Annotated in this window: 23 protein-coding genes and 1 pseudogene; 15 read left to right on the forward strand and 9 right to left on the reverse strand. The window is 58.7% G+C overall.

The genetic code is table 11. From position 1 onward, the window contains the following. Positions 1–96 precede the first annotated feature (96 nt). From FHL16_RS22795 to FHL16_RS22805, 3 genes are all read right to left on the reverse strand, one after another. Positions 97–810, reverse strand: coding sequence for a hypothetical protein (locus tag FHL16_RS22795; RefSeq protein ID WP_077749347.1), 714 nt, complete (start codon positions 808–810; stop codon positions 97–99). A gap of 233 nt (positions 811–1,043) precedes the next feature. After that, positions 1,044–1,541, reverse strand: coding sequence for a DUF4411 family protein (locus FHL16_RS22800; protein WP_077749348.1), 498 nt, complete (start codon positions 1,539–1,541; stop codon positions 1,044–1,046). After that, positions 1,538–2,674 carry an XRE family transcriptional regulator gene (locus FHL16_RS22805; RefSeq protein WP_077749349.1) on the reverse strand — a complete coding sequence of 379 codons (1,137 nt, stop codon included), beginning with the start codon at positions 2,672–2,674 and terminating at the stop codon, positions 1,538–1,540. Before FHL16_RS22805 ends, FHL16_RS22800 begins: the two co-directional genes overlap by 4 nt. Positions 2,675–3,414: 740 nt before the next feature. Between FHL16_RS22805 and FHL16_RS22810 the strand changes: the two genes are divergently transcribed. Further along, on the forward strand, positions 3,415–3,723 hold the full coding sequence (locus FHL16_RS22810; RefSeq protein ID WP_077749350.1) for a DUF3077 domain-containing protein: 309 nt from the start codon (positions 3,415–3,417) through the stop codon (positions 3,721–3,723). A 441-nt stretch (positions 3,724–4,164) separates the two neighbouring features. Here the strand turns inward: FHL16_RS22810 and FHL16_RS22815 are convergent, their stop codons facing one another. Both FHL16_RS22815 and FHL16_RS22820 read right to left on the reverse strand, forming a co-directional pair. Further along, positions 4,165–4,533, reverse strand: a complete 369-nt coding sequence (locus tag FHL16_RS22815) for a PH domain-containing protein (protein WP_010457986.1) — start codon at positions 4,531–4,533, stop codon at positions 4,165–4,167. A gap of 75 nt (positions 4,534–4,608) precedes the next feature. After that, positions 4,609–4,950 (reverse strand): potassium channel family protein, encoded by a 342-nt coding sequence (locus FHL16_RS22820; protein ID WP_077749351.1) that lies wholly within the window; start codon positions 4,948–4,950, stop codon positions 4,609–4,611. A 415-nt stretch (positions 4,951–5,365) separates the two neighbouring features. Here FHL16_RS22820 and FHL16_RS22825 point away from each other — a divergent pair, with 415 nt between their 5' ends. The 5 genes and pseudogenes from FHL16_RS22825 to FHL16_RS22845 form a co-directional block, all read left to right on the forward strand. Then, a complete protein-coding gene (locus tag FHL16_RS22825) occupies positions 5,366–5,842 on the forward strand; it encodes a formate dehydrogenase subunit gamma (protein ID WP_010457990.1) in 477 nt (158 codons plus the stop codon). Beyond that, entirely contained in the window at positions 5,839–7,371 is a 1,533-nt protein-coding gene (locus tag FHL16_RS22830) for a formate dehydrogenase beta subunit (protein WP_077749352.1), read from the forward strand. The genes FHL16_RS22825 and FHL16_RS22830 overlap by 4 nt, the downstream gene beginning before the upstream one ends. Beyond that, positions 7,368–10,250: a formate dehydrogenase subunit alpha gene (fdhF, locus tag FHL16_RS22835; protein WP_077749353.1), complete on the forward strand. Its 2,883-nt coding sequence runs from the start codon at positions 7,368–7,370 to the stop codon at positions 10,248–10,250. Before FHL16_RS22830 ends, fdhF begins: the two co-directional genes overlap by 4 nt. Beyond that, entirely contained in the window at positions 10,247–10,468 is a 222-nt protein-coding gene (locus tag FHL16_RS22840; protein ID WP_077749354.1) for a formate dehydrogenase subunit delta, read from the forward strand. Before fdhF ends, FHL16_RS22840 begins: the two co-directional genes overlap by 4 nt. A gap of 183 nt (positions 10,469–10,651) precedes the next feature. Next, positions 10,652–10,738, forward strand: a pseudogene (locus FHL16_RS22845) (formate dehydrogenase subunit delta); the annotation flags it as partial. Between the two features lie 195 nt (positions 10,739–10,933). On the opposite strand, the gene FHL16_RS22855 reads toward FHL16_RS22845, so the two are convergent. The 3 genes from FHL16_RS22855 to FHL16_RS22865 form a co-directional block, all read right to left on the reverse strand. Next, positions 10,934–11,386 (reverse strand): hypothetical protein, encoded by a 453-nt coding sequence (locus tag FHL16_RS22855; protein WP_077749355.1) that lies wholly within the window; start codon positions 11,384–11,386, stop codon positions 10,934–10,936. 71 nt (positions 11,387–11,457) lie between these two features. Next, the gene (locus FHL16_RS22860; protein ID WP_077749356.1) at positions 11,458–12,789 is read right to left on the reverse strand and encodes an ATP-binding protein; all 1,332 of its coding nucleotides are present in this window, start codon (positions 12,787–12,789) and stop codon (positions 11,458–11,460) included. Beyond that, positions 12,786–13,496: a response regulator gene (locus FHL16_RS22865; protein WP_077749357.1), complete on the reverse strand. Its 711-nt coding sequence runs from the start codon at positions 13,494–13,496 to the stop codon at positions 12,786–12,788. The genes FHL16_RS22860 and FHL16_RS22865 overlap by 4 nt, the downstream gene beginning before the upstream one ends. 166 nt (positions 13,497–13,662) lie before the next feature. Here FHL16_RS22865 and FHL16_RS22870 point away from each other — a divergent pair, with 166 nt between their 5' ends. The 8 genes from FHL16_RS22870 (at position 13,663) to FHL16_RS22905 (ending at position 18,862) form a co-directional block, all read left to right on the forward strand. Beyond that, a complete protein-coding gene (locus FHL16_RS22870) occupies positions 13,663–14,454 on the forward strand; it encodes an MlaA family lipoprotein (protein ID WP_010458011.1) in 792 nt (263 codons plus the stop codon). Further along, positions 14,444–14,707 carry a hypothetical protein gene (locus FHL16_RS22875; protein WP_077749358.1) on the forward strand — a complete coding sequence of 88 codons (264 nt, stop codon included), beginning with the start codon at positions 14,444–14,446 and terminating at the stop codon, positions 14,705–14,707. Before FHL16_RS22870 ends, FHL16_RS22875 begins: the two co-directional genes overlap by 11 nt. A gap of 105 nt (positions 14,708–14,812) precedes the next feature. Then, on the forward strand, positions 14,813–15,175 hold the full coding sequence (locus tag FHL16_RS22880; protein ID WP_010458015.1) for a hypothetical protein: 363 nt from the start codon (positions 14,813–14,815) through the stop codon (positions 15,173–15,175). A gap of 114 nt (positions 15,176–15,289) precedes the next feature. Beyond that, complete coding sequence (locus tag FHL16_RS22885) at positions 15,290–17,212, forward strand: alkaline phosphatase D family protein (protein ID WP_077749359.1); 1,923 nt, start codon at positions 15,290–15,292, stop codon at positions 17,210–17,212. Between the two features lie 14 nt (positions 17,213–17,226). Next, entirely contained in the window at positions 17,227–17,736 is a 510-nt protein-coding gene (locus FHL16_RS22890; protein ID WP_077749360.1) for an adenylate kinase, read from the forward strand. Between the two features lie 12 nt (positions 17,737–17,748). Beyond that, the gene (locus FHL16_RS22895; protein WP_077749361.1) at positions 17,749–18,204 is read left to right on the forward strand and encodes a bleomycin resistance protein; all 456 of its coding nucleotides are present in this window, start codon (positions 17,749–17,751) and stop codon (positions 18,202–18,204) included. Positions 18,205–18,356: 152 nt separating this feature from the next. Beyond that, positions 18,357–18,611, forward strand: a complete 255-nt coding sequence (locus tag FHL16_RS22900; RefSeq protein WP_010458023.1) for a type II toxin-antitoxin system prevent-host-death family antitoxin — start codon at positions 18,357–18,359, stop codon at positions 18,609–18,611. Next, positions 18,608–18,862: a Txe/YoeB family addiction module toxin gene (locus FHL16_RS22905; RefSeq protein WP_077749362.1), complete on the forward strand. Its 255-nt coding sequence runs from the start codon at positions 18,608–18,610 to the stop codon at positions 18,860–18,862. The genes FHL16_RS22900 and FHL16_RS22905 overlap by 4 nt, the downstream gene beginning before the upstream one ends. Positions 18,863–18,870: 8 nt before the next feature. Here FHL16_RS22905 and FHL16_RS22910 read toward each other — a convergent pair whose 3' ends face one another. Beyond that, complete coding sequence (locus FHL16_RS22910; protein ID WP_077749363.1) at positions 18,871–20,046, reverse strand: aspartate aminotransferase family protein; 1,176 nt, start codon at positions 20,044–20,046, stop codon at positions 18,871–18,873. 102 nt (positions 20,047–20,148) lie between these two features. On the opposite strand from FHL16_RS22910, the gene FHL16_RS22915 reads away from it, so the two are divergent. Continuing rightward, entirely contained in the window at positions 20,149–21,054 is a 906-nt protein-coding gene (locus FHL16_RS22915) for a LysR family transcriptional regulator (RefSeq protein WP_077749364.1), read from the forward strand. Positions 21,055–21,098: the final 44 nt, after the last annotated feature.

Raw genomic sequence — 21,098 nt, forward strand, 5'->3', positions numbered from 1 at the left:
GAGTAGGCTCGCGTCCACAGGGATCGTGGTGAGCTGACAGGCATTACTTAACCCGAGTGCGTGGATGATCAATCTGTTCCTTTTCCAAAACTCCTTTCATACCTGTGCATAGGCCTTATCAAAACTTTCAAAAGCTTGCTCGACCTTGTATCGAAGCATCAAAGACGCGGAAAGCTTCACCATGGCCTCGAAAAGTATATGCCCTGATGGAATCTCACACTGATCAACGCATCGACCGGAATTTTCGTCGGGTTCATACGCATAGACCTTGTAAAAAACACCTCGAGGCTCTCTACACAACCCGACATTGATGTGCGTAACAGAGCTTCCCCTACAAGTTGACTCAGGTAGTGAAAACTCCAATACATCCTCGAACGGAATGAACATAGCAGAAGCAGACATTACAAAAAGACTCGCGATATCCAGCGAGTCCTCTACAAACTCAAAGTCAGGGATTTTGTATTCATGTTCAAGAATATTCCGCACATCCACTATTTTGCGTAACAGACTTGGTGCCAACAGGCCAAGCGCTCGCAATCGCTCTAGTTTTTTCGGTACATTCCATCTAAGCGACTGGTAACCAAAAGAAATCAGTAGCTGATCTATCTGACAGATAATCGCGCGCTTTGAATTGGTCATTGCGTTAACAAGCGCAGACAGACCGCCCCGTTCAAAATCGTCTTCCGCCAAGTTCAAGAATTCGACAGGTGACGTTTTTAGCTCCGTCATCGTGAAGCTGCCACCAGCTAAATTTACCGCGCATTTGCTGATATTGAATTCATGAGCTTGGCAAAACTGTTTGAAATCCATTTTATGACCGGGTTGATTGGCAGCCCTAAGGGCCGCACAGCAGTTGTGGTTGCTGGCTTGCGTTTTTCGTGAGCTCGCTCCTACATTGCAGCGATGAACTCACGGGGCGGGCGGCCCGAATTCTTCCGGGGCTGTCCGCCGCTATAGCCAGGCAAAATGTTTGGAAGTCACTTTTGAGTAACAGGCAATTCACATTAGCGCTGAATCGCTTGGCATTTCAGTTCGAATTTCATTTAAACAAGCAGCACAAACCTGGCTTCAAGCTTGTGCAGCAACTCAAACGTATTCAAAAAAGAGACGTTAAGCTGCTCGCAAATATTAGGAATGATGAATTTTCGTCTTGCGTCGCGATTCAGCCTTTCGTGAGTTACTAACGTCGCACCTGTCGTCAAAGCCTTTGCAATTAGCCAAGGGTCCGCACCCGCTAAGAACTCTTCCATGGCACCTATCTTCATTCTCGGCGCCTGATCAGCCACAAGCCCTGCCACTTGAGCGAATGCTTCTTGCGTAGAGTCATCGGTGGTGTTGTGGAAGAAACCAGCGTTCTCCTTCGCCCAATCAGCGAGTTCGTCATTCCCTTTGGTCAACTCATCCATTACGGGGGCGATGCTAGATAAAGCTAACGCTTCATTTTTCAGCAATAACCATTGCCAAAACCCAGGACAGATAGTCATCCCGTAATATCGATTTTTTGCTTCGATCAGTGTATTAGCGTCTAGTAAATAATTCATTCCGTGATCTTACTGGCAAGCGTCCTTAACTTGGCAGGTTGCACGCCGAGCAAGTGTCCCGCCTCGCGCAGCAGCATCCGGCCACTCATTGCTTCAGTCAGCACTGCCTTGCTTAGGCGAGGGCTGTTTTTCGCGGTGGCGTTACGGTAATAGTCACCCGCTCCACCTTTTTCATCCTGGAAAGCCTTGAAGATCTTTAGATAGTAAGCGCTGTAATGAGCTTGGCTTATATATCCAAGATCCAATGCGCGGCGACCGATCGCCAATCTACTGATGTGAAACCGAGTGGCTAGCGGAGCTAAATTGTCTTCCCAGTTAACATCAGGGTTCCACAGGGCACGAAATTGCGCTTCGGGAGCCAGAAACTCACCTGCAACTGCATTGCAGAATCGCTCCTCATCTCGACCATTGGCGGTATTTCCGTCAGACACTCCACTGCTACCAATCCAGATATGGGCCAGTTCGTGAAGTAAGGTGAACAGTCTGGCGGTGGGAGCGTCGGAACTGTTGACGAATACCACGGGGGCGTAGGTATTACTGATGGCAAAACCCCGGAACTCGCTGACTTCAAGTTTGCGATGAGTATTTCCTAGCGCAATGCCACTGCGCATAACCAAAATGCCAGCCGCTTCTGCAGCTTCTATCAAGGCACGGCTGTATTTGTCGTAATCCAATCGAGCAGCGTCAGGGTTCACGCCGAGCGTCCGGCGAATATCGTCCACCACCTCTGCGACTCGAGATTGGCTGTTGAAGCGACCGACGAATGCCAGCGGCTGATGCTCCTGATATTGCAGATACTCCAGGTACCAGTCCTGCTTACGCATGGAGTCCCTGACAGTGTCCAACAATTCCAGGCTGGGACGTTGAGGCGCAATACCACCGACGGTCCGAAGATCAGGTAAAGGCAGTTGTTCGACAGGCGGGCGCGGAAGAAACAAGAAGCCAAAAGGGATGTGAGCGAGACTCGCCCACTTTTGAGCCTGAAGGAATGTTGGTTTGGTCTCGCCAGCCTCCCATTCCTCTACTCGATCAGGTTTCACTGGCAGCTTTTTAGCAACCTGCGCAGTGGAGAGACCTGCGCGCTCACGAGACCATGTGAGCAGGCTTGGATTGACTAAGGCGGCTTGGCTCATAGGGTCGCAGGCAAATCAGATGGGGCCAGCAAACGCTCGAGAGCATCCTTTGCAGATGCAGCCGAATGACGCGGGGTCCGGTTATCTGGCATTGCCTTTCTCCTTGGCTGTTTAAGGTCGGGTTGCAGCGACTACAGATTAGTAGAGAAGCAGAGCTACCGACGGCAGAAGCGCGGATTATGAGGTAAATCCGCAACGACCCGAAGCGCAAATATGTAACCTACAGACAGATGGTATTGAACTGTTTCAGCGCGTTTCATGACGCAAGTACGCCTTTCCTTCCCTGCCCACCACCGAGCCCTCATCACCAGAATATCCACAGTGATTGACCACATAATCACCCACCGCTCTCGGAGGTTGCAGGAAAATGACCTGCACGATACCCTCCCACCGTCGCTGCCGATTCAGCGGCCGGGCTTGGTAACCCGAGGTAAATCACTGCGCAACAGTGCTATGCGTTCGCAGGCGCTTTTTTTTCGCCTGCGATCTGCGTTATGGCGGCTGTGCGTGGGACGTCTTCGGACGTGCCGGTTTCCTTGATTTCCCGGTTTACCAACCTGCGCACAGCTGCCACCCATTCGCTTGGTAACGAATTGTGGCAGCTCTTAAAAATTAAGGAGCTTCACAATGCGCTGTATGGATACGTACAAAATTTGGCTTTTCCCTCAACGCGACTCCCAGTTGCGTATCGCCCCACCATCCACCCTCGCCCACCGCCTCTCCCTCACTGGAGGTGGCAAATGACCGATCAATCAGAGCTAAAAACCATCGGCCTAACCCCCGCCATTTACTGCGCCGATCAACCGCTTTTCCACGTCACTCGCGGCGTTCCCCTGGGCGATGCATTGGCCATGGCTTCTGACTTTCTCTTCCTCGCCAAGAAGCTGAATGAAGATGCCGCGTACGCCACAGACACCGACCGCCACTCTTGGGCCGCGCATTATTTGACGGCGATGAGTAAGGCGGTGGTTGATGATGCGGTGAAGGTGCTAACGCGGGATCGGAAGGTTGCGCCGATGTCGAAGCAGGCAGCGGAGGTTGAAGAGTAGCTTCTGGTTTTTAGACGTCAGGCGTAACGCATGTAGGGGCGGGTTTGGTCGCGGGCTGGGGCATTCAGTGGGAGTGATGGTTGCCTTGAGTTTTTCGCGAGCAGGCTCGCTCCCACAGGGGGCGGTTAAGCCAATTTCCATGTTTCAGAAACAAGAAGGCCCGAACGTAATGCCGGACTGAGCCAGCACCAGAGGATCGGGCGCGATTGGGATTGATGCTGTCGAAGCCTGATTATCATGTCTACGCCGACGCCACATAAAACACTGGTTTTTTGCCGACACCTAAGCGGGCGGAGGCTGAGGCTGAGGCTGGGAAGTAGTGGCTAGCTTTAAGCGTTGATGGTGGCTGGTCTGGCGCTTTCGCGAGCAGGCTCGCTCCCACATTGGATGTGTGTTTAGTCAGTTGGGGCCCCGAGTTTTCGGGGCTTTTTCGTGTTGGGGTCAGAGCAAGTGCTGGGAGATCAGTTTTGAGATTTCGACCATGGATGTCCTGCCGGTGAATTCGAATTTCACTTTTCCCAGCGACGAGAAATAAACCTCCAGTTCGGAGTCCAGGTCGAACGTGCCAGAGGTTTCCACCGAGTACGCCACGATGTTTTTGTAGGGTAATGAGGTGAAGTCTTTTTTGCTGCCGGTGAGGCCCTGGACGTTGACGGCGATGATGCGTTTGTTGGTGAACACCACGCCGTCGCGCATGGACTTATAAGCGTCGATGACGTGCTCGCCGTCGATCAAAAGGTCGGAAACGCGTGCGGCGTATTCGTCGTTTTGCTTGAGCTTGAAGAATCCTTTGTTGTTGAAATCAATCATCAGTCTTTCCCTGTTTTCAAATGAACATCGCGAGCAGGGTTTCATAGCGCATTTCCCACTACGCCGCCACGTCCCCTACTCCAGGTGGTCTGTCGCCCGCACCGCATTTTCAATCGCCCGAATGCTGATCGCCGCAAATATTGCCGTCATCAGCACCCCGTTAAACCCCAGCAAAACCGCCAGCACCCGTGAGACGGCCAGTTTCGGGACGAGATCGCCATAACCGATGGTCAGGCCGGTCACGAACGCGAAGTAGATACCGTCAAAAGGCCCCCATCCTTCCAGATAGCTGATGATCAGACCGAACAGCACGATCAAAAACAGCAGGATGGAAAAAATCGGCCAGACAACGCGAAAGTAGAACCTGACGGCTTTATAGAATTCTCGACGGACGTGTGCTGCATGAGCGATGTTCATGTTATGGGCCCTTTGGGGGTTTGCCTGACCGGCAATCGAATGCTCGGCGCTTCAACACCCTTCAGCTTGGCACAAGCGAGGTGGATCGCCCGCTCATCGTACTCAAGGCGTATCTGAAAGATATTCGGTAAGCAAACGCTTGGCTTTGTGCTCTTCTAGACTTACTGGAGAGTCGTAGGCAGAACCGAACACGTCGCTTTGGTGCAGTTCGATCAATAGCAGCGTGGCAAGCTGCCCTTTATGCCCAATAGAGGTGCGGCGAAGACCGTATCGGGCACAACAAGATGCCCGCTCAGGGTGCCCTGGCCAACGGCCTGACAATGCCACGATACCGTGACGTGGTGTGAATGCCGCAGCCGACACTTTCGGACGACCGACAACCACCTGGTTTGTCCGTGACCGTGAGGAATGCTGTATGCCTGATGAGATGTTGCAATTGCCTATGGTCAACAGCGTGCTGGAGCGCCACAAAGGCTCTGCGGGTGCACTGTTGCCCATCCTTCATGAGATTCAGGCCGGTATCGGTTACATCCCCGATGCCGCCATCCCCGAGATTGCCCACGCGCTCAACCAGAGTCAGGCCGAGGTTCGCGGGGTGATCAGCTTTTACCATGACTTCCGTACCGCGCCGCCGGCCCGGCATATCCTGCGGTTGTGCCGGGCTGAGTCGTGCAAGAGTCGTGGCGCCGAGCAGCTCGCCGCGCAGTTGCGTGATCGCCTGCAACTGGATGATCACGGCAGCAGCGCCGACGGCAGCATCAGTTTGCGTCCGGTGTATTGCCTCGGTGCCTGCGCCTGTTCGCCGGCGCTGGAGCTGGATGGTCAGGTGCATGCGCGGCTCAGTGCCGAGCGTCTCGATGCTTTGCTCGACGCTTGCCGGGAGGACGCATGAGCCTCTATCTATCCTGTGATTCTCTTGCCCGAGCCGTGGGTGCCGATGCGGTGGCGTCGGCCCTTGCCGGTCAGGACCTGCAACGCACCAGTTCTCGCGGCCTGTATTGGCTGGAACCCTTGCTGGAAGTGGACACCCCGCAAGGCCGAATCGGCTTCGGCCCGCTGACCGCTAGCGATGTGCCGTCGGTGCTCGATGCGCTGCAAGGCGACCCGTCCTCGCACCCACTGGCCTTGGGTCTGGTGGAAGAATTGCCCTATCTGAAATCTCAACAACGCCTGTTGTTCGCTCGCGCTGGTATTACCCGGCCGTTGTCGCTGGACGATTACCGGGCCCATGGCGGTTTCGAAGGTTTAACGAGAGCCGTGACCGTTGGCGGTGATCAAACCGCAACGGAAGTGTTCGATTCCGGCCTGCGTGGCCGTGGCGGCGCAGCGTTCCCCGCCGGGATCAAGTGGCGCACGGTACGCGCCACCCAGGCGGCGCAGAAATACATTGTGTGCAACGCCGACGAAGGCGACTCCGGCACTTTCGCCGACCGCATGTTGATGGAAGGTGACCCCTTCCTGCTGATCGAAGGCATGGCCATTGCCGGCATCACCGTCGGCGCCAGCTACGGCTACATCTATGTGCGCTCGGAATATCCACAAGCCATCGCCACGCTGAACGAGGCGCTGGAGATTGCCCGGTCCAACGGTTACCTCGGGGCCAATGTCGGCGGCAGCGGCTTGGCTTTTGATATGGAAGTGCGTGTCGGGGCCGGCGCTTACATCTGCGGTGAGGAAACCGCGTTGCTGGATTCGCTCGAAGGCAAACGCGGGGTCGTTCGCGCCAAGCCACCGATTCCCGCGCTGAAGGGCCTGTTCGGCCTGCCGACGCTGGTGCACAACGTGCTGACCCTGGCCTCGGTGCCGCTGATTCTGGCCAAGGGTGCGCAGTTCTATCGCGATTACGGCATGGGCCGTTCCCTGGGCACGATGCCCTTCCAGTTGGCGGGCAATATTCTTCACGGCGGTCTGGTGGAACGGGCCTTTGGCCTGACCCTACGCGAACTGGTGGAAGACTACGGCGGTGGCACCGCCAGTGGCCGACCGCTGAAAGCCGCGCAGGTCGGCGGTCCGCTCGGCGCCTGGGTGCCGCCGTCGCAATTCGACACGCCGCTGGATTACGAAGCCTTCGCGGGCATCGGCGCGATGCTCGGTCACGGTGGGGTGGTGGTCGCGGACGACAGCCTGGACATGGCGCAAATGGCGCGTTTCGCCCTGCAGTTCTGCGCCGAGGAATCCTGCGGCAAATGCACGCCGTGCCGTATCGGCTCGACCCGCGGCGTGGAGGTGATCGACCGTCTGTTGGCCGCGCCGGACCAAAGTGGTCGCGATGAGCAGGTCATCATCCTCAAGGACCTGTGCGACACGATGCAATACGGTTCGCTGTGCGCCTTGGGCGGCATGGCCCCCTTTCCGGTGGTCAGCGCCCTCAAGTACTTCCCCGCCGACTTCGGTCTGCAATCTTCGGAGGCCGACCAATGATTACCCTCTTCGACCCGAAAACCGACATTGATCTGGGCACCCCGGCCCGCGACAGCGACGTGCAGATAACCCTGAGCATCGACGGGCGCAGCATCAGCGTGCCGGAAGGCACTTCGGTGATGCGCGCCGCCGCATTGATGGGCACGACCATTCCGAAACTGTGTGCCACCGACAGCCTGGAAGCCTTCGGCTCCTGCCGCATGTGCCTGGTGGAGATCGACGGTATGCGCGGCTATCCCGCGTCTTGCACCACGCCGGTCACCGAAGGCATGACCGTGCACACCCAGACGCCGAAGCTCGCGACCCTGCGTCGCAATGTCATGGAGTTGTACATCTCCGATCACCCGCTGGACTGCCTGACCTGCTCGGCCAACGGCAACTGCGAGCTGCAAACCGTCGCCGGTCAGGTCGGCCTGCGGGAAGTGCGTTACGGCTATGAAGGCGAGAACCATCTGGCCGACGTCAAGGACACCTCCAACCCTTATTTCGATTACGACCCGAGCAAGTGCATCGTCTGTAACCGCTGCGTGCGTGCCTGCGAAGAAACCCAGGGAACCTTTGCCCTGACGATTACCGGACGCGGTTTTGAATCCCGGGTGGCGGCGGCCGGTGGCGATAACTTCCTCGACTCCGAATGCGTGTCCTGCGGCGCCTGTGTGCAGGCTTGCCCTACTGCGACGCTGATGGAAAAAAGCGTGGTCGAACTGGGTCAGCCGGAGCACAGCGTGATCACCACCTGCGCCTATTGCGGCGTGGGCTGCTCGTTCCGCGCCGAGATGAAAGGCGACCAGCTGGTGCGCATGGTTCCGGACAAGAATGGCCAGGCCAACCATGGTCACTCGTGCGTCAAAGGACGCTTCGCCTGGGGCTACGCCACCCACCCGGATCGCATCACCAAGCCGATGATCCGTAAACACATCAACGACCCGTGGCAGGAAGTCAGCTGGGATGAAGCGGTGACTTACGCCGCCAGCGAATTCCGTCGGTTGCAGCAAAAGTACGGCCGCGATTCCATTGGTGGCATCACCTCCAGCCGTTGCACCAACGAAGAAACCTACCTGGTGCAAAAACTGGTGCGCGCTGCGTTCGGCAACAACAACGTCGACACCTGTGCGCGGGTCTGCCACTCGCCGACCGGTTATGGGCTGAAACAAACTTTGGGCGAATCCGCCGGCACCCAAAGTTTCGACTCGGTGATGCAGGCCGACGTGATTCTGGTGATGGGCGCCAACCCCAGCGACGCCCACCCGGTGTTCGCCTCCCAACTCAAACGCCGCCTGCGTGAAGGCGCACGCCTGATCGTCATCGACCCACGGCGCATTGATCTGGTGGACGCGGTGCATGCCCGCGCCGAACTGCACCTGGCCCTGCGCCCGGGCACCAACGTCGCCATGCTCAACGCACTGGCTCACGTCATCGTCACCGAAGGCTTGCTCGATCAGGCCTTTATCGACGCCCGTTGCGAGGGCAGCGATTTTGCTCGCTGGAGCGAGTTCGTAAGCCGCGCGGAACACTCGCCGGAAGTGCTCGGCCCGATCTGCGGCGTCGCCGCTGCCGATATCCGCGCCGCCGCTCGCCTGTATGCCGGTGCCGGCAATGCGGCGATCTACTACGGCCTGGGCATCACCGAACACAGCCAGGGCAGCACTGCGGTCATGGGCATCGCCAACCTCGCCATGGCCACCGGCAACATCGGCCGCGAAGGCGTGGGCGTGAACCCGCTGCGTGGGCAGAACAACGTCCAGGGCTCCTGCGACATGGGTTCGTTCCCCCACGAATTGCCCGGTTACCGGCACATCTCCAACGAAGTGGTACGGGCGCAGTTCGAACAGGCCTGGAACGTCACCTTGCAACCCGACCCGGGCCTGCGTATCCCGAATATGTTCGAGTCGGCGCTGGCCGGCAGTTTCAAAGGCCTGTATTGCCAAGGCGAAGACATCGCCCAGAGCGACCCGAACACCCAGCACGTCACCGCAGCCCTGTCGGCCATGGAATGCATCGTGGTGCAGGACATTTTCCTCAACGAAACCGCCAGGTTCGCCCATGTGTTCCTGCCGGGCAGTTCGTTCCTGGAAAAGGACGGCACCTTCACCAACGCCGAGCGGCGTATCTCGCGGGTGCGCAAGGTCATGGAGCCGCTGGGCGGCAAGGCTGACTGGGAAGGCACAGTGGCGCTGGCCAACGCCTTGGGCTACCCGATGAACTACACGCATCCGTCGCAAATCATGGATGAAATCGCCAGCCTGACGCCGACGTTCACCAACGTCAGTTACGCCGCACTCGACAGCCACGGCAGCCTGCAATGGCCGTGCAACGCCGCGGCGCCGGACGGCACGCCGACCATGCACATCGATCAGTTCGTGCGCGGCAAAGGGCGCTTCATGCTCACCGGGTATGTGCCCACCGAGGAGAAGGTCAACAATCGTTATCCCCTGCTGCTGACCACCGGGCGCATCCTCAGTCAGTACAACGTCGGCGCTCAGACACGGCGAACCGAAAACGTCGCCTGGCACGATGAAGACCGCCTGGAAATCCACCCGACCGATGCCGAGAGCCGAGGCATCAACGAAGGCGACTGGGTCGGCATCGGCAGCCGCGCCGGTCAGACCGTACTGCGTGCGCGGGTCACCGAGCGGGTCGCGCCGGGCGTGGTGTACACGACGTTCCACTTCCCGGAATCGGGGGCCAACGTCATCACCACCGACAACTCCGACTGGGCTACCAACTGTCCGGAGTACAAGGTCACGGCCGTGGAAGTCAGCCGCGTCTACCACCCTTCCGAGTGGCAAAAACGCTATCAGGCCTTCAGTGATGAACAGGACCGTCTGCTCAAGGAACGCCGGCATGCCCGTGGCGCCAAAGCGGAGGTGCGCCGATGAGTACGGAGAACCTGATCAAGATGGTCAACCAGATCGCCCTGTATTTCGCCACCGAACCGGACCAGCAAGCGGCCGTGCTCGGTGTGCGTAATCACCTGCAGATGTACTGGACGCCGGGCATGCGCAAGGAATTGCTGGCCTGGCAGACAGAACATCAAGGGGCGGATTTGCACCCGTTGGCGCAGGCGGCGGTCAGTGGTGCGGGGTGGGAGGCTTAGGTTCACACGATCCCGTGAGATTGCCCCGGCCTGCTGGCTGGCACTAACACCTGTGGCGAGGGAGCTTGCTCCCGCTGGGCCGCGAAGTGGCTCCCTTATCCATCAAAAGAAGGAGACTGCTGCGCAGTCCAGCGGGAGCAAGCGCCCTCGCCACAGTATTCTGATCGACTGGGTGCGGCGTTATTGCTGGCCTGGCAGACAGAACATCACGGGGCGGATTTGCACCCGTTGGCGCAGGCGGCGGTCAGTGGCGCGGGGTGGGAGGCTTAGGTTCACACGATCCCGTAAGATTGCCCCGGCCTGCTGGCTGGCACTAACACCTGTGGCGAGGGAGCTTGCTCCCGCTGGGCCGCGAAGTGGCCCCCTTATCCATGAAAAGAAGAGGACTGCTGCTCAGTCCAGCGGGAGCAAGCTCCCTCGCCACAGTATTTTGATCGACTGGGTGCGGCGTTATCGCGTCAGGGGCTACTCGATCTCAATCGGCCCCCTAGTCCCGGCATCACTGTCCATCCAGTAATCCTCCCCCGTCAGCCGTCGATCACCTTGAATCGTGAAGATGATCTTTCCCTGCTTGAATTGCAGCGCGCCATCGGTGCGCTTCGCGTTGACCCGCTTGCCGTCCACCCAGACCTGTTCCTTGGCATTGATACGAATCGTGGCAACGGTCGCGCCGGCATCGCTCTTCGCGACCCATTGCCCGGCATAAGGTGTCTGGGTGCTTGCGCTGTCCGCCGCTGGGTTGGTAAACCCGGCCTTGGCGTTTTCCGCTTTGCTCTTGTGGATATCGCAGCCCTGAAGTTCGCTCACTTGGGTGCAACCGGATTGCTCGAGTTGTTTGCGGTATTTGTCATTGATCGCGTGGGCGGGGAATTGCACCAGCATCAATAGGGCCAGCGTTGGCAGGATGATTTTGTTCATCAGTTCTCTCCTTCGATCAGCGCCTTTTCGCGCACTTGGATAATTCACTGTAGTCAGAACCCGGTACTCGGTTACACGGGCAATACCACCAACGCCTCCAACCCGCCTTTCGACCGATTTCGCAGTTTCAATTCCCCGCCATGCTCCAACACTATCGCCCGCGCCGCCGATAATCCCAAGCCCACACCGCCGGTGCTTTTGTTGCGTGATCCTTCCATGCGAAAGAACGGCACAAACACTTGTTCAAGGCTGGCCTGCGGAATACCCGGCCCGCGATCCAGTACTTTGATCCGCACTTCCCCAGCATCAGCTATCAACTCAATTGCCGGTTCACTGCCGTACTTGATCGCGTTATCCAGCAGATTGGTCATCACCCGCTTAAGCCCCAGCGGCCGCCCGAAATACACCCACCGCGTCGGCCCGACGTAGGCGATCTCAACCCCCTGATCCCGGTAATCATCCAGCAACGTTTGCAGCAACTCGGCCAGATCGAACTGGGTCGCCGGTTCAAGCCGCGCATCATCCCGGAAGAATTCCAGCGCCGAGTTGATCATCGCCTGCATTTCATCCACATCACGAAACAGTCGCTGCTGTTGCTCGCTGTCTTCGATGAATTCCCCGCGCAAACGCATCCGCGTCAGGGGCGCGCGCAGGTCGTGGGAGATGGCGGCGAGCATTTGGGTGCGGTCGCGAATGAAGTGTTGCAGTTGGGCCTGCATGGCGTTGAACGCGAGGATCGCCTGGCGGATTTCCTGAGGGCCTAGCGGTTCGATCGGCGGGGCGCGGAAATCCACGCCGAAACGTCGGGCGCCTTCGGCGAAGTGTTGCAAAGGTGTGGCGAGGCGGCGGGTGGCGATCAGCGCGACCAGGGCGGTGGAGATCAGCACCAGCAGGATGACGATCAGGTAGCGCGGCGCTTCGTCCAGGCCCCAGCTGCGCGAAGGGGCGGAGAACATGACCCAGGTCGCGTCCGGCAGCTGGATCAGCAGCGCATAACGGGCGTCCGCCGAGGGCTCCGTCCAGTCGGCCGGCTCGTAGGTCTGGATTCGTGCGGAAAACTTAAGCAACGGATGCAGGATGGTCGAGCCGATTTCGGAATCCAGGTCTTCCACCGTCGGCAGATTGAGCTCACGTCGATCAAGGTGCCAACTGACGATGAAGCCCTCATCGCTGACGGCGTGCGCCAGTTGGCTGCGCAGCGGCGCCGGGGCGGCCTGGATGATGCGGGTGATGGCGGCCATTTTGTCCGGCAACCCGGTTTCGGTCAGCGGTGGGCGCGCCCACACACCCGCCAGTTGGATAAACAGCCCGTTGAGCGCCAATGAAATCAGCATCGCCAGAATGATGGTCAAGGCGATCCAGCGCGCCACCGTGTCCCGGCGAATCCGCTTCAACCAGCTCATCGCCGGGTCACGCTGGGGGTGAACAGATAACCGCCATTGCGCACCGTACGAATCATCGCCGGGCGTTTGGTGTCGGATTCGAGCTTGCGTCGCAGGCGGCTGACTTGCACATCGATGCTGCGATCAAACGCGTCATGGCAATGCCCCCGCGCCAGGTCCAGCAACTGCTCGCGGGTGAGGATGCGTTGAGGGTGTTCGACGAAGACCAGCAGCAAGTCGAACTCACCGGCCGACAGCGGGATCATCACGTTGTCCGGCGAGCGCAGTTCACGGCGGGTGACGTCGAGGTGCCAGTCGGCGAAGTCGATCAGCGGCCGTGGGCGCTCCGTCACGACCGGTCGGCGTTCGTCCACGCGCCGCAGCACGGCGCGCACCCGGGCCAGCAGCTCGCGGGCGTCGAAAGGTTTGGTCAGGTAATCATCGGCGCCGAGTTCGAGGCCGACGACCCGGTCGCTGAGTTCGCCCATGGCGGTCAGCATGATCACCGGCATGGCGTAGCGAATCCGCAGTTGCTGACACAGGATCAATCCGCTGTCCCCCGGCAACATCACGTCAAGAATGATCAGGTCCGGCGGCTGGCGCTCGATGGCCGCCCACAGCGACGCGCCGTCGGTGGCGACCTCGACGCTGTAGCCGTGCTGCACGAAGAATTTTTTCAGCAGATCGAGGACTTCAAGGTCGTCGTCCACAATTAAAAGGCTGTTCACCGAAGGTCACTTAAGGGGCGAATGGAGCCACCATCTAAAACCATTCACGGCAGCGCGTCATATATTTCAATCCTGCAATAAAGCGTCAGCACCGCAATAAACCAGACATCTTTGTGCAAGGCCTGGGGCTCAGCATCTCGGCGAATTCCTCCCGAGACTTGCGTCCATGTTGCCTTTCAAATGTGCTCCCTGGCTGGTCCGCAACACGTCGATGGCCGTGCTGGCCGCCGGGCTGGCGGGTTGCAGCAGCCAACCGCCGGCGTCCGCCACCGTGACGTGTGCCGAAATCAGCTATTCGGTGTACGACCCGGCGGAACCGTTCAACCGCGGTGTCTTTGCCTTCAATCGGGTGGCCGATGACTATGCCCTGGCGCCGGTCGCCCGTGGTTATCGGTACTTGCCGGACTTTTTCCAGACCGGTGTGCACAACTTTGTCGCGAACTTTGGCGAGCCCAAGGTCTTTATCAACGACCTGCTGCAAGGCAACCCGATGCGCTCGGTCAATACGTTGGGACGTTTCGCGCTCAATACCACCGTGGGCGTGGTGGGCTTGATCGATGTGTCCGGCATGGCCGGCATCCCGCGTCACAAAGCAGATTTCGGCCAGACCTTCGGCGTGTGGGGCATCGGCAATGGTCCGATCGTCGAGCTGCCCTTGTTCGGCACCTCGAACAGCCGCGATGCGGCCGGGCGAGTGCTGAGTTTTGTGGTCGATCCGTTCGGCAGCAACAGCGATACCGTGGACACGCTGTCCACGATCAACACGGTCGGCGGCATCGTCGATGGTCGAGCCGAAGCATTACCGCTGACCGACAGCCTGCAAAAATTGCCGGATTACTACAGCGCCTTGCGCAACGTGGTCGCCGAGCATCGAGCCGCTTATGTGGAGGATGGCAAACAAGGCTCAGCGCAAACAACCCAACCTCAATGCGAAGGAGTACCGACCGATGGTTTCTGAAAGCAATCATTTGACGCTGCAACAGCGAGTGACCCGGCACGACGCGGTTAATGTGCACTGCCGGGAAATCACCCTACGCCTGTCACCGGACTGCCGCCAACTGGTGCTCAGCCGCTACACCGAACACTACGGTCCGGCGGTGGTGCGCTGGATCGAGCGCAGTCATACGGTGTCGCTGAGCGAGCTGTTTCGCTGGCTGGTGGCCAATGGGGAAACCAGTGTCATGAGGGGGGACAGCCTTTCGCTGCCTTGATGAATCGCCCGTCTCACTTCAACACCACGCCACTGATTTGCTATCGTGCACGCCATCGCCCCACCTCAAAGAACAATGGACGCCATTGTTACCAAGGAAGAATGAATGGTTCTCGTCGCAATATTGGTGTTCTTGGCTGCGTCAGCGGGGATCTGGTTCTGGATAGTGAGGAACCGTGGCAGCTTGTATCTGTGGTTCGCCAACCTGGCAGGTGCTCTGGCCAGTTTGATTGTCGCGACGATCGTGCTGATGTTCATGAGCCCCGATGAGACAAAAACACGACCTGCTTACTTTCTCTATACGATCATGGCGACCTTTGGCGTCTTCTTCGGAACATGGCTCTTCACAGTCGCCAGGTTCAAGCAGGATGAGTATCCGGTCGGGCGCCATTTGATAGCCGGAGCTTGCAGCCTGGTGACGGCATTCCTGACGTTTGTGATATGCGCAGTGATCATTGATGGCAAATGAACACTGCCCGGCTCAGCTTTACAATTTCAGCAGCAAGCCAGTAGCCATCAGATAATCCCAGGCGCTGGCTGCGCTATCATCGCGCGCTCTGTGCACCAAGAGTCTTGAACCTGCATGTCCATGTCTTCGCCATTCCCCGACAGCCATCGCTCTCTGCCACCGGTCCTCGCCGGCCCGCTGTTGCGGCGTCTGGAGCCCACGCGCCTGGTGCTCTGGCTGGTAGGAACCCGGGCATTGTCGCTGACCTTGCGCCTGCAAGGTGTCGGCGACATTCGCCTCGATGCCGGGCAATGCACGGTCATTCCGGTGGGCAAGCATGCCTTCGTTCACCTGATCGATGTACCACTGGCGACCGCCCTGCCCTGCGACACCCTGATCGACTATGACTTGCTGATAGATGACGCGGCGACCGGTATTGCCGACTGGGCGCCTCATCTGCTGTACGGCGAAGCCCGTTGCCCGAATTTTGTTTTGCGTTCGCGCATTGATCAGTTGATGCACGGTTCCTGCCGTAAACCTCACCACCCGGCAGCCGACGGTTTGCTGTGCGTCGATCGTTTTCTGGCGACAGAACATGCCGCGACGGAGCGCCCGACCCTGCTGATGATGAGCGGCGATCAGGTGTACGCCGACGATGTCGCCGGTCCGATGTTGCGGGCGATCCATGCGCTGATCACTCAACTGGGGCTGTTCGAAGAACACCTCGAAGGTGCGGTGGTCAGCGACAGCGCCAAACTCTACGAACACCCTGCCAGTTATTACCATCGTGCGGATTTGTTGCCGGCGCTTGAGAGCAACAAAACCTTGCGCGAGCGATTTTTCGGCGGAGCGCGCAAGCCGATTTTCACCAGCAGCAGCGCCGACAATCACCTGGTGACATTCGCTGAAGTCATGGCCATGTACCTGCTGGTCTGGTCGCCGACTCCCTGGACGCTGATCGCGCCACAACCGCCAGCGCTGACGCCCGAAAGACGCAAGCGTTATGCCCTTGAACAGACGCGTATCGATGACTTCAAGGGGGGCCTGGGGGATGTCGCGCGGGCCATGGCGCATCTGCCGTGCCTGATGATTTTCGACGACCATGACATTACCGATGACTGGAATCTGTCCGCGCAATGGGAGGAAACGGCCTACGGCCATCCGTTCTCCAAGCGCATCATCGGCAACGCGCTGCTCGCCTACATGCTGTGCCAGGGCTGGGGCAACAACCCGGATGCGTTCGGCGACGTGCTGGAAAAAGCCCGATTATTGAGTGCCACGGGGCACGACGATTATCTCGACAGCGACGTCCAGGACGCTCTGATCGATGATCTGCTCGGCTTTCAACACTGGCATTACGTGCTGCCGACCACTCCGGCGCTGGTTGTCATCGACACCCGCACCCGACGCTGGCGCAGCGAGATGAATCTCAAGCAACCCTCGGGTCTGCTGGACTGGGAAGCGCTCAGCGAACTGCAACAGGAACTGCTCGATCACCCGTCGGCGATCATTGTTTCGCCAGCGCCGATCTTCGGCGTCAAACTGATCGAAACCGTGCAACGCGTCTTCAGCTGGTGCGGTTATCCGCTGCTGGTCGACGCGGAAAACTGGATGGCCCATCGCGGCGCGGCTCAGGTGATCCTGAACATTTTCCGACACTCGCGCACACCGGGTAACTACGTGGTGCTGTCGGGCGATGTGCATTATTCCTTCGTCTACGAAGTCCTGATCCGACACCGCCAGGCCGGTCCAAGGATCTGGCAGATCACCAGCAGCGGCATCAAAAACGAATTCCCGCCCACGCTGCTCGAATGGTTCGACCGCCTCAACCGCTGGCTCTACTCGCCGCGCTCGCCGCTCAATTGGCTGACCAAACGCCGTCGCATGCGCATCATCCCGCACATCCCTGAACATGCCGAAGCGGGTGAACGGCTATGGAATTCGGCAGGGATCGGCCAAGTGTTCTTCAATGAAAAGGGACAGCCGCAGGAAATCTTTCAGCACAATTCAAACGGTGCACCGAAGACGCGGATGATTGCGCCCGACACAGACGACTGAACGTGTAAGCCACCATGAACCTCACCCGAACCCTGATCATCGGCAACTCTGGCGCGGGCAAAAGCTGGCTGGCTAAACGACTGGCCGAACACCTGCATGCGCCGTGGACTGATCTTGACCGCGTCCACTGGCTGTCGGATGAAAGCAGCATCGCCCGCCCTCGCTCCGAAGCATTGGGCATGGCGCGCGTGCTGGCCGATGAAGAGCGCTGGGTGATTGAGGGTGTTTACGGCTGGATCGTCAGCGAACTGATCAACCGTGCAACAGCGCTGGTCTGGCTGTGTGTTGACGACGAAAGCTGCGCCGCCAATATTCGTCAGCGAGAAAACCGGCAGGACAACGACGAACTGCTGATCGCGTTGCTGGAATGGGCCGGCAGTTATCGTGTTCGCAAAGACTCCAGCGGGTTTTCCGCACACCGGCAGCTGTTCGAAGGGTTCAGCGGTTCAAAAATCAGACTCAGGGATCGAGGTGAAATCGCGGCCTTCGTGAACACTCTTTCCGACTCGTCACACAGCGTTTGAAAAAGGATTGGTATGTTTGCACGGAGCAAGTTAGTCCCCGAACTGATGGTCACCGACATCAAGAAAAGCCTGCATTTCTGGACCTCGCTAATCGGTTTCAAGATTGCCTACGAGCGCCCTGAAGCGGGTTTCGCCTACCTCCATAACAACGGCGTGCAAATCATGCTGGAGCAATACGCTCCAGACGAAGGCCAGTGGATGACCGGAGCATTAGAAGCGCCGTTTGGCCGGGGCATCAACTTTCAGATCACTGTTGATCTCGTCGAGCCGATACTCCAACGATTGGCCGAAGTTGAATGGCCGCTGTTTCGTCCCTGCGCCGATGTCTGGTATCGCGCTGATGCGGTGGAGGTCGGGCAACGTGAATTTCTGGTTCAGGACCCGGATGGGTATCTGGTTCGGTTGGTGGAGAGTTTGGGGGAGCGGGTGTGTTTGTCCGTAGATCGGATCGCGGGCAAATCGGATTAGGATTACATCGGTCTCGGAAACGTCTTGAAGAAGCTTCGGCGATACTCAGTGCAAGCGTAGACACATCGTCTGCGTAACGACCACTCGGAGGTATCGCCTTGTCAACCTGTACTCATTTCTGTACGTTCTTTGCATCGAGCGAGGACTACAACATGCAAACTATCAACTACACCACCGCACGGGCCCATCTGGCCGAAACCATGGATAGGGTCAATGAAGACCGTGCGCCGTTGCTGGTTACTCGCCAGAAAGGTGAACCCGTAGTGATGATGTCTCTGGCGGAGTACAACGCTCTCGAAGAGACCGCCTATCTGCTGCGCTCCCCCGCCAATGCTGAGCGCCTGATCAAATCGATCAGCAACTTGCGTGCAGGGAAGACCCAATCCAGGCAACTCATCGAAGAATGAATATTGAGTTCACTCCCGAAGGTTGGGACGACTATTTATGGTTCCAACAAAATGACAAGGCCGGACTCAAACGAATCAACCTGCTCATCACAGCTATCCAGCGTGAACCATTCGACGGGCTCGGAAAGCCTGAGCCGCTCAAACACAATTTGAGCGGCTTTTGGTCACGTCGAATTACTGCTGAGCATCGTTTGGTCTACGAGGTCGATGAAGGTGAGATTCGCGTCGTGATGTGTCGATATCACTACTGAACACGATCTCAGGATGTTCTCATCGCCCGACAAACCCCTCTGACAATCATCTCCACTTCCCGCCCATCAATCGTCAGCGGTGGCAGCAGGCGGATGGTCTTGCCCCGTGTCACGTTGATCAGCAAGCCGTGGTCGCGTGCGGCGATCAGGGTCAGGTCGCGGATCGGTTGCTTGAGTTCGATGCCGATCATCAAGCCTTGGCCACGAATCGCCAGGACGTTCGGGTCGTCGGCCAGTTCGGCGCGCAGTCTGGCCAGCAGGCGTTCCCCCTGAAGCCTGGCGTTTTCCAGCAGACCTTGTTCTTCGATGATGTCCAACACCGTGCAGCCGACCCGACACGCCAGCGGATTACCGCCGAAGGTGCTGCCATGGCTGCCGGGGGTGAACAGCTCGGCGGCTTTGCCCCGGGCCAGGCAGGCGCCAATGGGGATACCGTTGCCGAGGCCCTTGGCCAGGGTCATGACGTCCGGGACGATGCCGTCGTGTTGGAAGGCGAACCACTGGCCGGTACGACCGATGCCGGTCTGGATTTCGTCGAGCATCATCAGCCAGCCGCGCCGGTTGCACAGTTCGCGCACGGCTTTCAGGTAGCCGGGGGGCGCCAGCTGGACGCCGCTTTCACCTTGAATCGGTTCCATCAGAATCGCCACGATGCGCGGGCCATGGGCTTGCCGCACTTTTTCCAGCGCGTTGAGGTCGCCGAAGGGCACTTTGACGAAGTCGCCGGGCAACTCGTTGAACCCCAGGCGCACGGCCGGGCCGTCGCTGGCGGATAAGGTGCCCAGCGTCCGGCCATGGAAGGCGTTTTCCATCACCACCACCAGCGGCTGCTCGACACCTTTATGCCAGCCATAAAGCCGTGCGAGTTTCAGCGCGGTTTCATTGGCTTCGGCCCCGGAGTTGTTGAAGAACGCCCGCTCCATGCCCGACAACTGCGTCAGTTTCTGCGCCAACCGCTGCTGCCAGTCGATGCTGTAGAGGTTGGAGGTATGCAACAGCAGCCCGGCCTGCTCGCTGATCGCCGACACGATTTTGGGATGAGAGTGGCCGACATTGGTCACCGCCACACCCGCCACCGCATCCAGATACTCACGTCCCGCCTGATCCCAAAGTCGAGTGCCCAGGCCTTTGCTGAAACTCAGGGCCAGGGGTTGGTAAGTGGTCATCAGGCAAGCGGCGGTCATGACATCAAGCTCCATCAATTGTCGGTGTTTTTGCAGTATGGTTAGCCACCTGAGCTGGATAAACGCTGCAACACTTCAATCATCTTAAAGCTGAGCTTGATAATGGATTTATTCCAGGCAATGACGGTTTACGTCAAAGTGGTCGAAGCCGGGAGCATGACGGCCGCCGCACAGCAGTGCGAAATGTCCACCACCATGGTCGGCAATCACCTCCGCGCGCTGGAGCAACGTCTGGGTGTGCGTTTGTTGAACCGGACGACGCGGCGCCAGCGTTTGACGGAGTTCGGCTCCGCCTATTACCAGCGCTGTCTGGAGGTGTTGGGATTGGTGGAGGATTCCGAGCGGCTGGCCGAACAAAGTCAGGACACCCCGAGCGGGACATTGCGCATCACCGCCCCGCTGACCTTCGGCACTGAAAAGCTTGCGCCGGCACTCAGCGAGTTCACCCTGCGTTACCCGCAAGTCAAACTGGACGTGGTCCTCACCAACGGGCGGCCCGACCTTCTCGAAAACGGCCTCGACGTGGCGTTTCGCCTGGGTGCAATCGAACCGTCCAACCTGATCGCCCGCCCGCTCATCGACTACACGCTGACCATGTGCGCCTCGAAGTCTTATCTGGCACGCCGGGGCACACCGGAAAAACCCGAAGACTTGCAACAGCACGACTGCTTGTCCTTTGCCTACCCGGTCGGCGATGACTGGCAATCCGTGGAAAAGCAATGGCGGCTGAGCGGGCCGGAAGGCGAAGTCATGGTGGCCGTCAGAGGACCGATGCTGATCAACAGCTCGGCCGGGCTGCACCAGGCTGCTCGAACCGGGATGGGCATCGTGATGTTGCCCGATGCGCTGGTCGAGCAGGATCTGCTGAGCGGAAACCTGGTAGCGCTGATGCAAGACTATCGACTGCCCAGCCGGCCGATGCACCTGGTGTACGCCCAGGATCGCTACCGCTTGCCGAAATTGCGTCGCTTCGTCGACTTCGCCATGCAGATGTGGGCCAAACACTAGCCGGGGCAATACACCATGCACTAATCTCCCGGCTGACGGGTCAC

Source organism: Pseudomonas sp. FSL W5-0299, assembly GCF_005930655.1.
In the GTDB taxonomy this organism is placed as follows: Bacteria; Pseudomonadota; Gammaproteobacteria; order Pseudomonadales; family Pseudomonadaceae; genus Aquipseudomonas; species Aquipseudomonas mandelii.

Coding starts and splice junctions, on each gene's coding strand:
- FHL16_RS22795 (WP_077749347.1), bottom strand. CDS start 810: ATGGATTTCAAACAGTTTTGCCAAGCTCATGAATTCAATATCAGCAAA.
- FHL16_RS22800 (WP_077749348.1), bottom strand. CDS start 1,541: ATGAATTATTTACTAGACGCTAATACACTGATCGAAGCAAAAAATCGA.
- FHL16_RS22805 (WP_077749349.1), bottom strand. CDS start 2,674: ATGAGCCAAGCCGCCTTAGTCAATCCAAGCCTGCTCACATGGTCTCGT.
- FHL16_RS22810 (WP_077749350.1), top strand. CDS start 3,415: ATGACCGATCAATCAGAGCTAAAAACCATCGGCCTAACCCCCGCCATT.
- FHL16_RS22815 (WP_010457986.1), bottom strand. CDS start 4,533: ATGATTGATTTCAACAACAAAGGATTCTTCAAGCTCAAGCAAAACGAC.
- FHL16_RS22820 (WP_077749351.1), bottom strand. CDS start 4,950: ATGAACATCGCTCATGCAGCACACGTCCGTCGAGAATTCTATAAAGCC.
- FHL16_RS22825 (WP_010457990.1), top strand. CDS start 5,366: ATGCCTGATGAGATGTTGCAATTGCCTATGGTCAACAGCGTGCTGGAG.
- FHL16_RS22830 (WP_077749352.1), top strand. CDS start 5,839: ATGAGCCTCTATCTATCCTGTGATTCTCTTGCCCGAGCCGTGGGTGCC.
- fdhF (WP_077749353.1), top strand. CDS start 7,368: ATGATTACCCTCTTCGACCCGAAAACCGACATTGATCTGGGCACCCCG.
- FHL16_RS22840 (WP_077749354.1), top strand. CDS start 10,247: ATGAGTACGGAGAACCTGATCAAGATGGTCAACCAGATCGCCCTGTAT.
- FHL16_RS22855 (WP_077749355.1), bottom strand. CDS start 11,386: ATGAACAAAATCATCCTGCCAACGCTGGCCCTATTGATGCTGGTGCAA.
- FHL16_RS22860 (WP_077749356.1), bottom strand. CDS start 12,789: ATGAGCTGGTTGAAGCGGATTCGCCGGGACACGGTGGCGCGCTGGATC.
- FHL16_RS22870 (WP_010458011.1), top strand. CDS start 13,663: ATGTTGCCTTTCAAATGTGCTCCCTGGCTGGTCCGCAACACGTCGATG.
- FHL16_RS22875 (WP_077749358.1), top strand. CDS start 14,444: ATGGTTTCTGAAAGCAATCATTTGACGCTGCAACAGCGAGTGACCCGG.
- FHL16_RS22880 (WP_010458015.1), top strand. CDS start 14,813: ATGGTTCTCGTCGCAATATTGGTGTTCTTGGCTGCGTCAGCGGGGATC.
- FHL16_RS22885 (WP_077749359.1), top strand. CDS start 15,290: ATGTCCATGTCTTCGCCATTCCCCGACAGCCATCGCTCTCTGCCACCG.
- FHL16_RS22890 (WP_077749360.1), top strand. CDS start 17,227: ATGAACCTCACCCGAACCCTGATCATCGGCAACTCTGGCGCGGGCAAA.
- FHL16_RS22895 (WP_077749361.1), top strand. CDS start 17,749: ATGTTTGCACGGAGCAAGTTAGTCCCCGAACTGATGGTCACCGACATC.
- FHL16_RS22900 (WP_010458023.1), top strand. CDS start 18,357: ATGCAAACTATCAACTACACCACCGCACGGGCCCATCTGGCCGAAACC.
- FHL16_RS22905 (WP_077749362.1), top strand. CDS start 18,608: ATGAATATTGAGTTCACTCCCGAAGGTTGGGACGACTATTTATGGTTC.
- FHL16_RS22910 (WP_077749363.1), bottom strand. CDS start 20,046: ATGACCGCCGCTTGCCTGATGACCACTTACCAACCCCTGGCCCTGAGT.
- FHL16_RS22915 (WP_077749364.1), top strand. CDS start 20,149: ATGGATTTATTCCAGGCAATGACGGTTTACGTCAAAGTGGTCGAAGCC.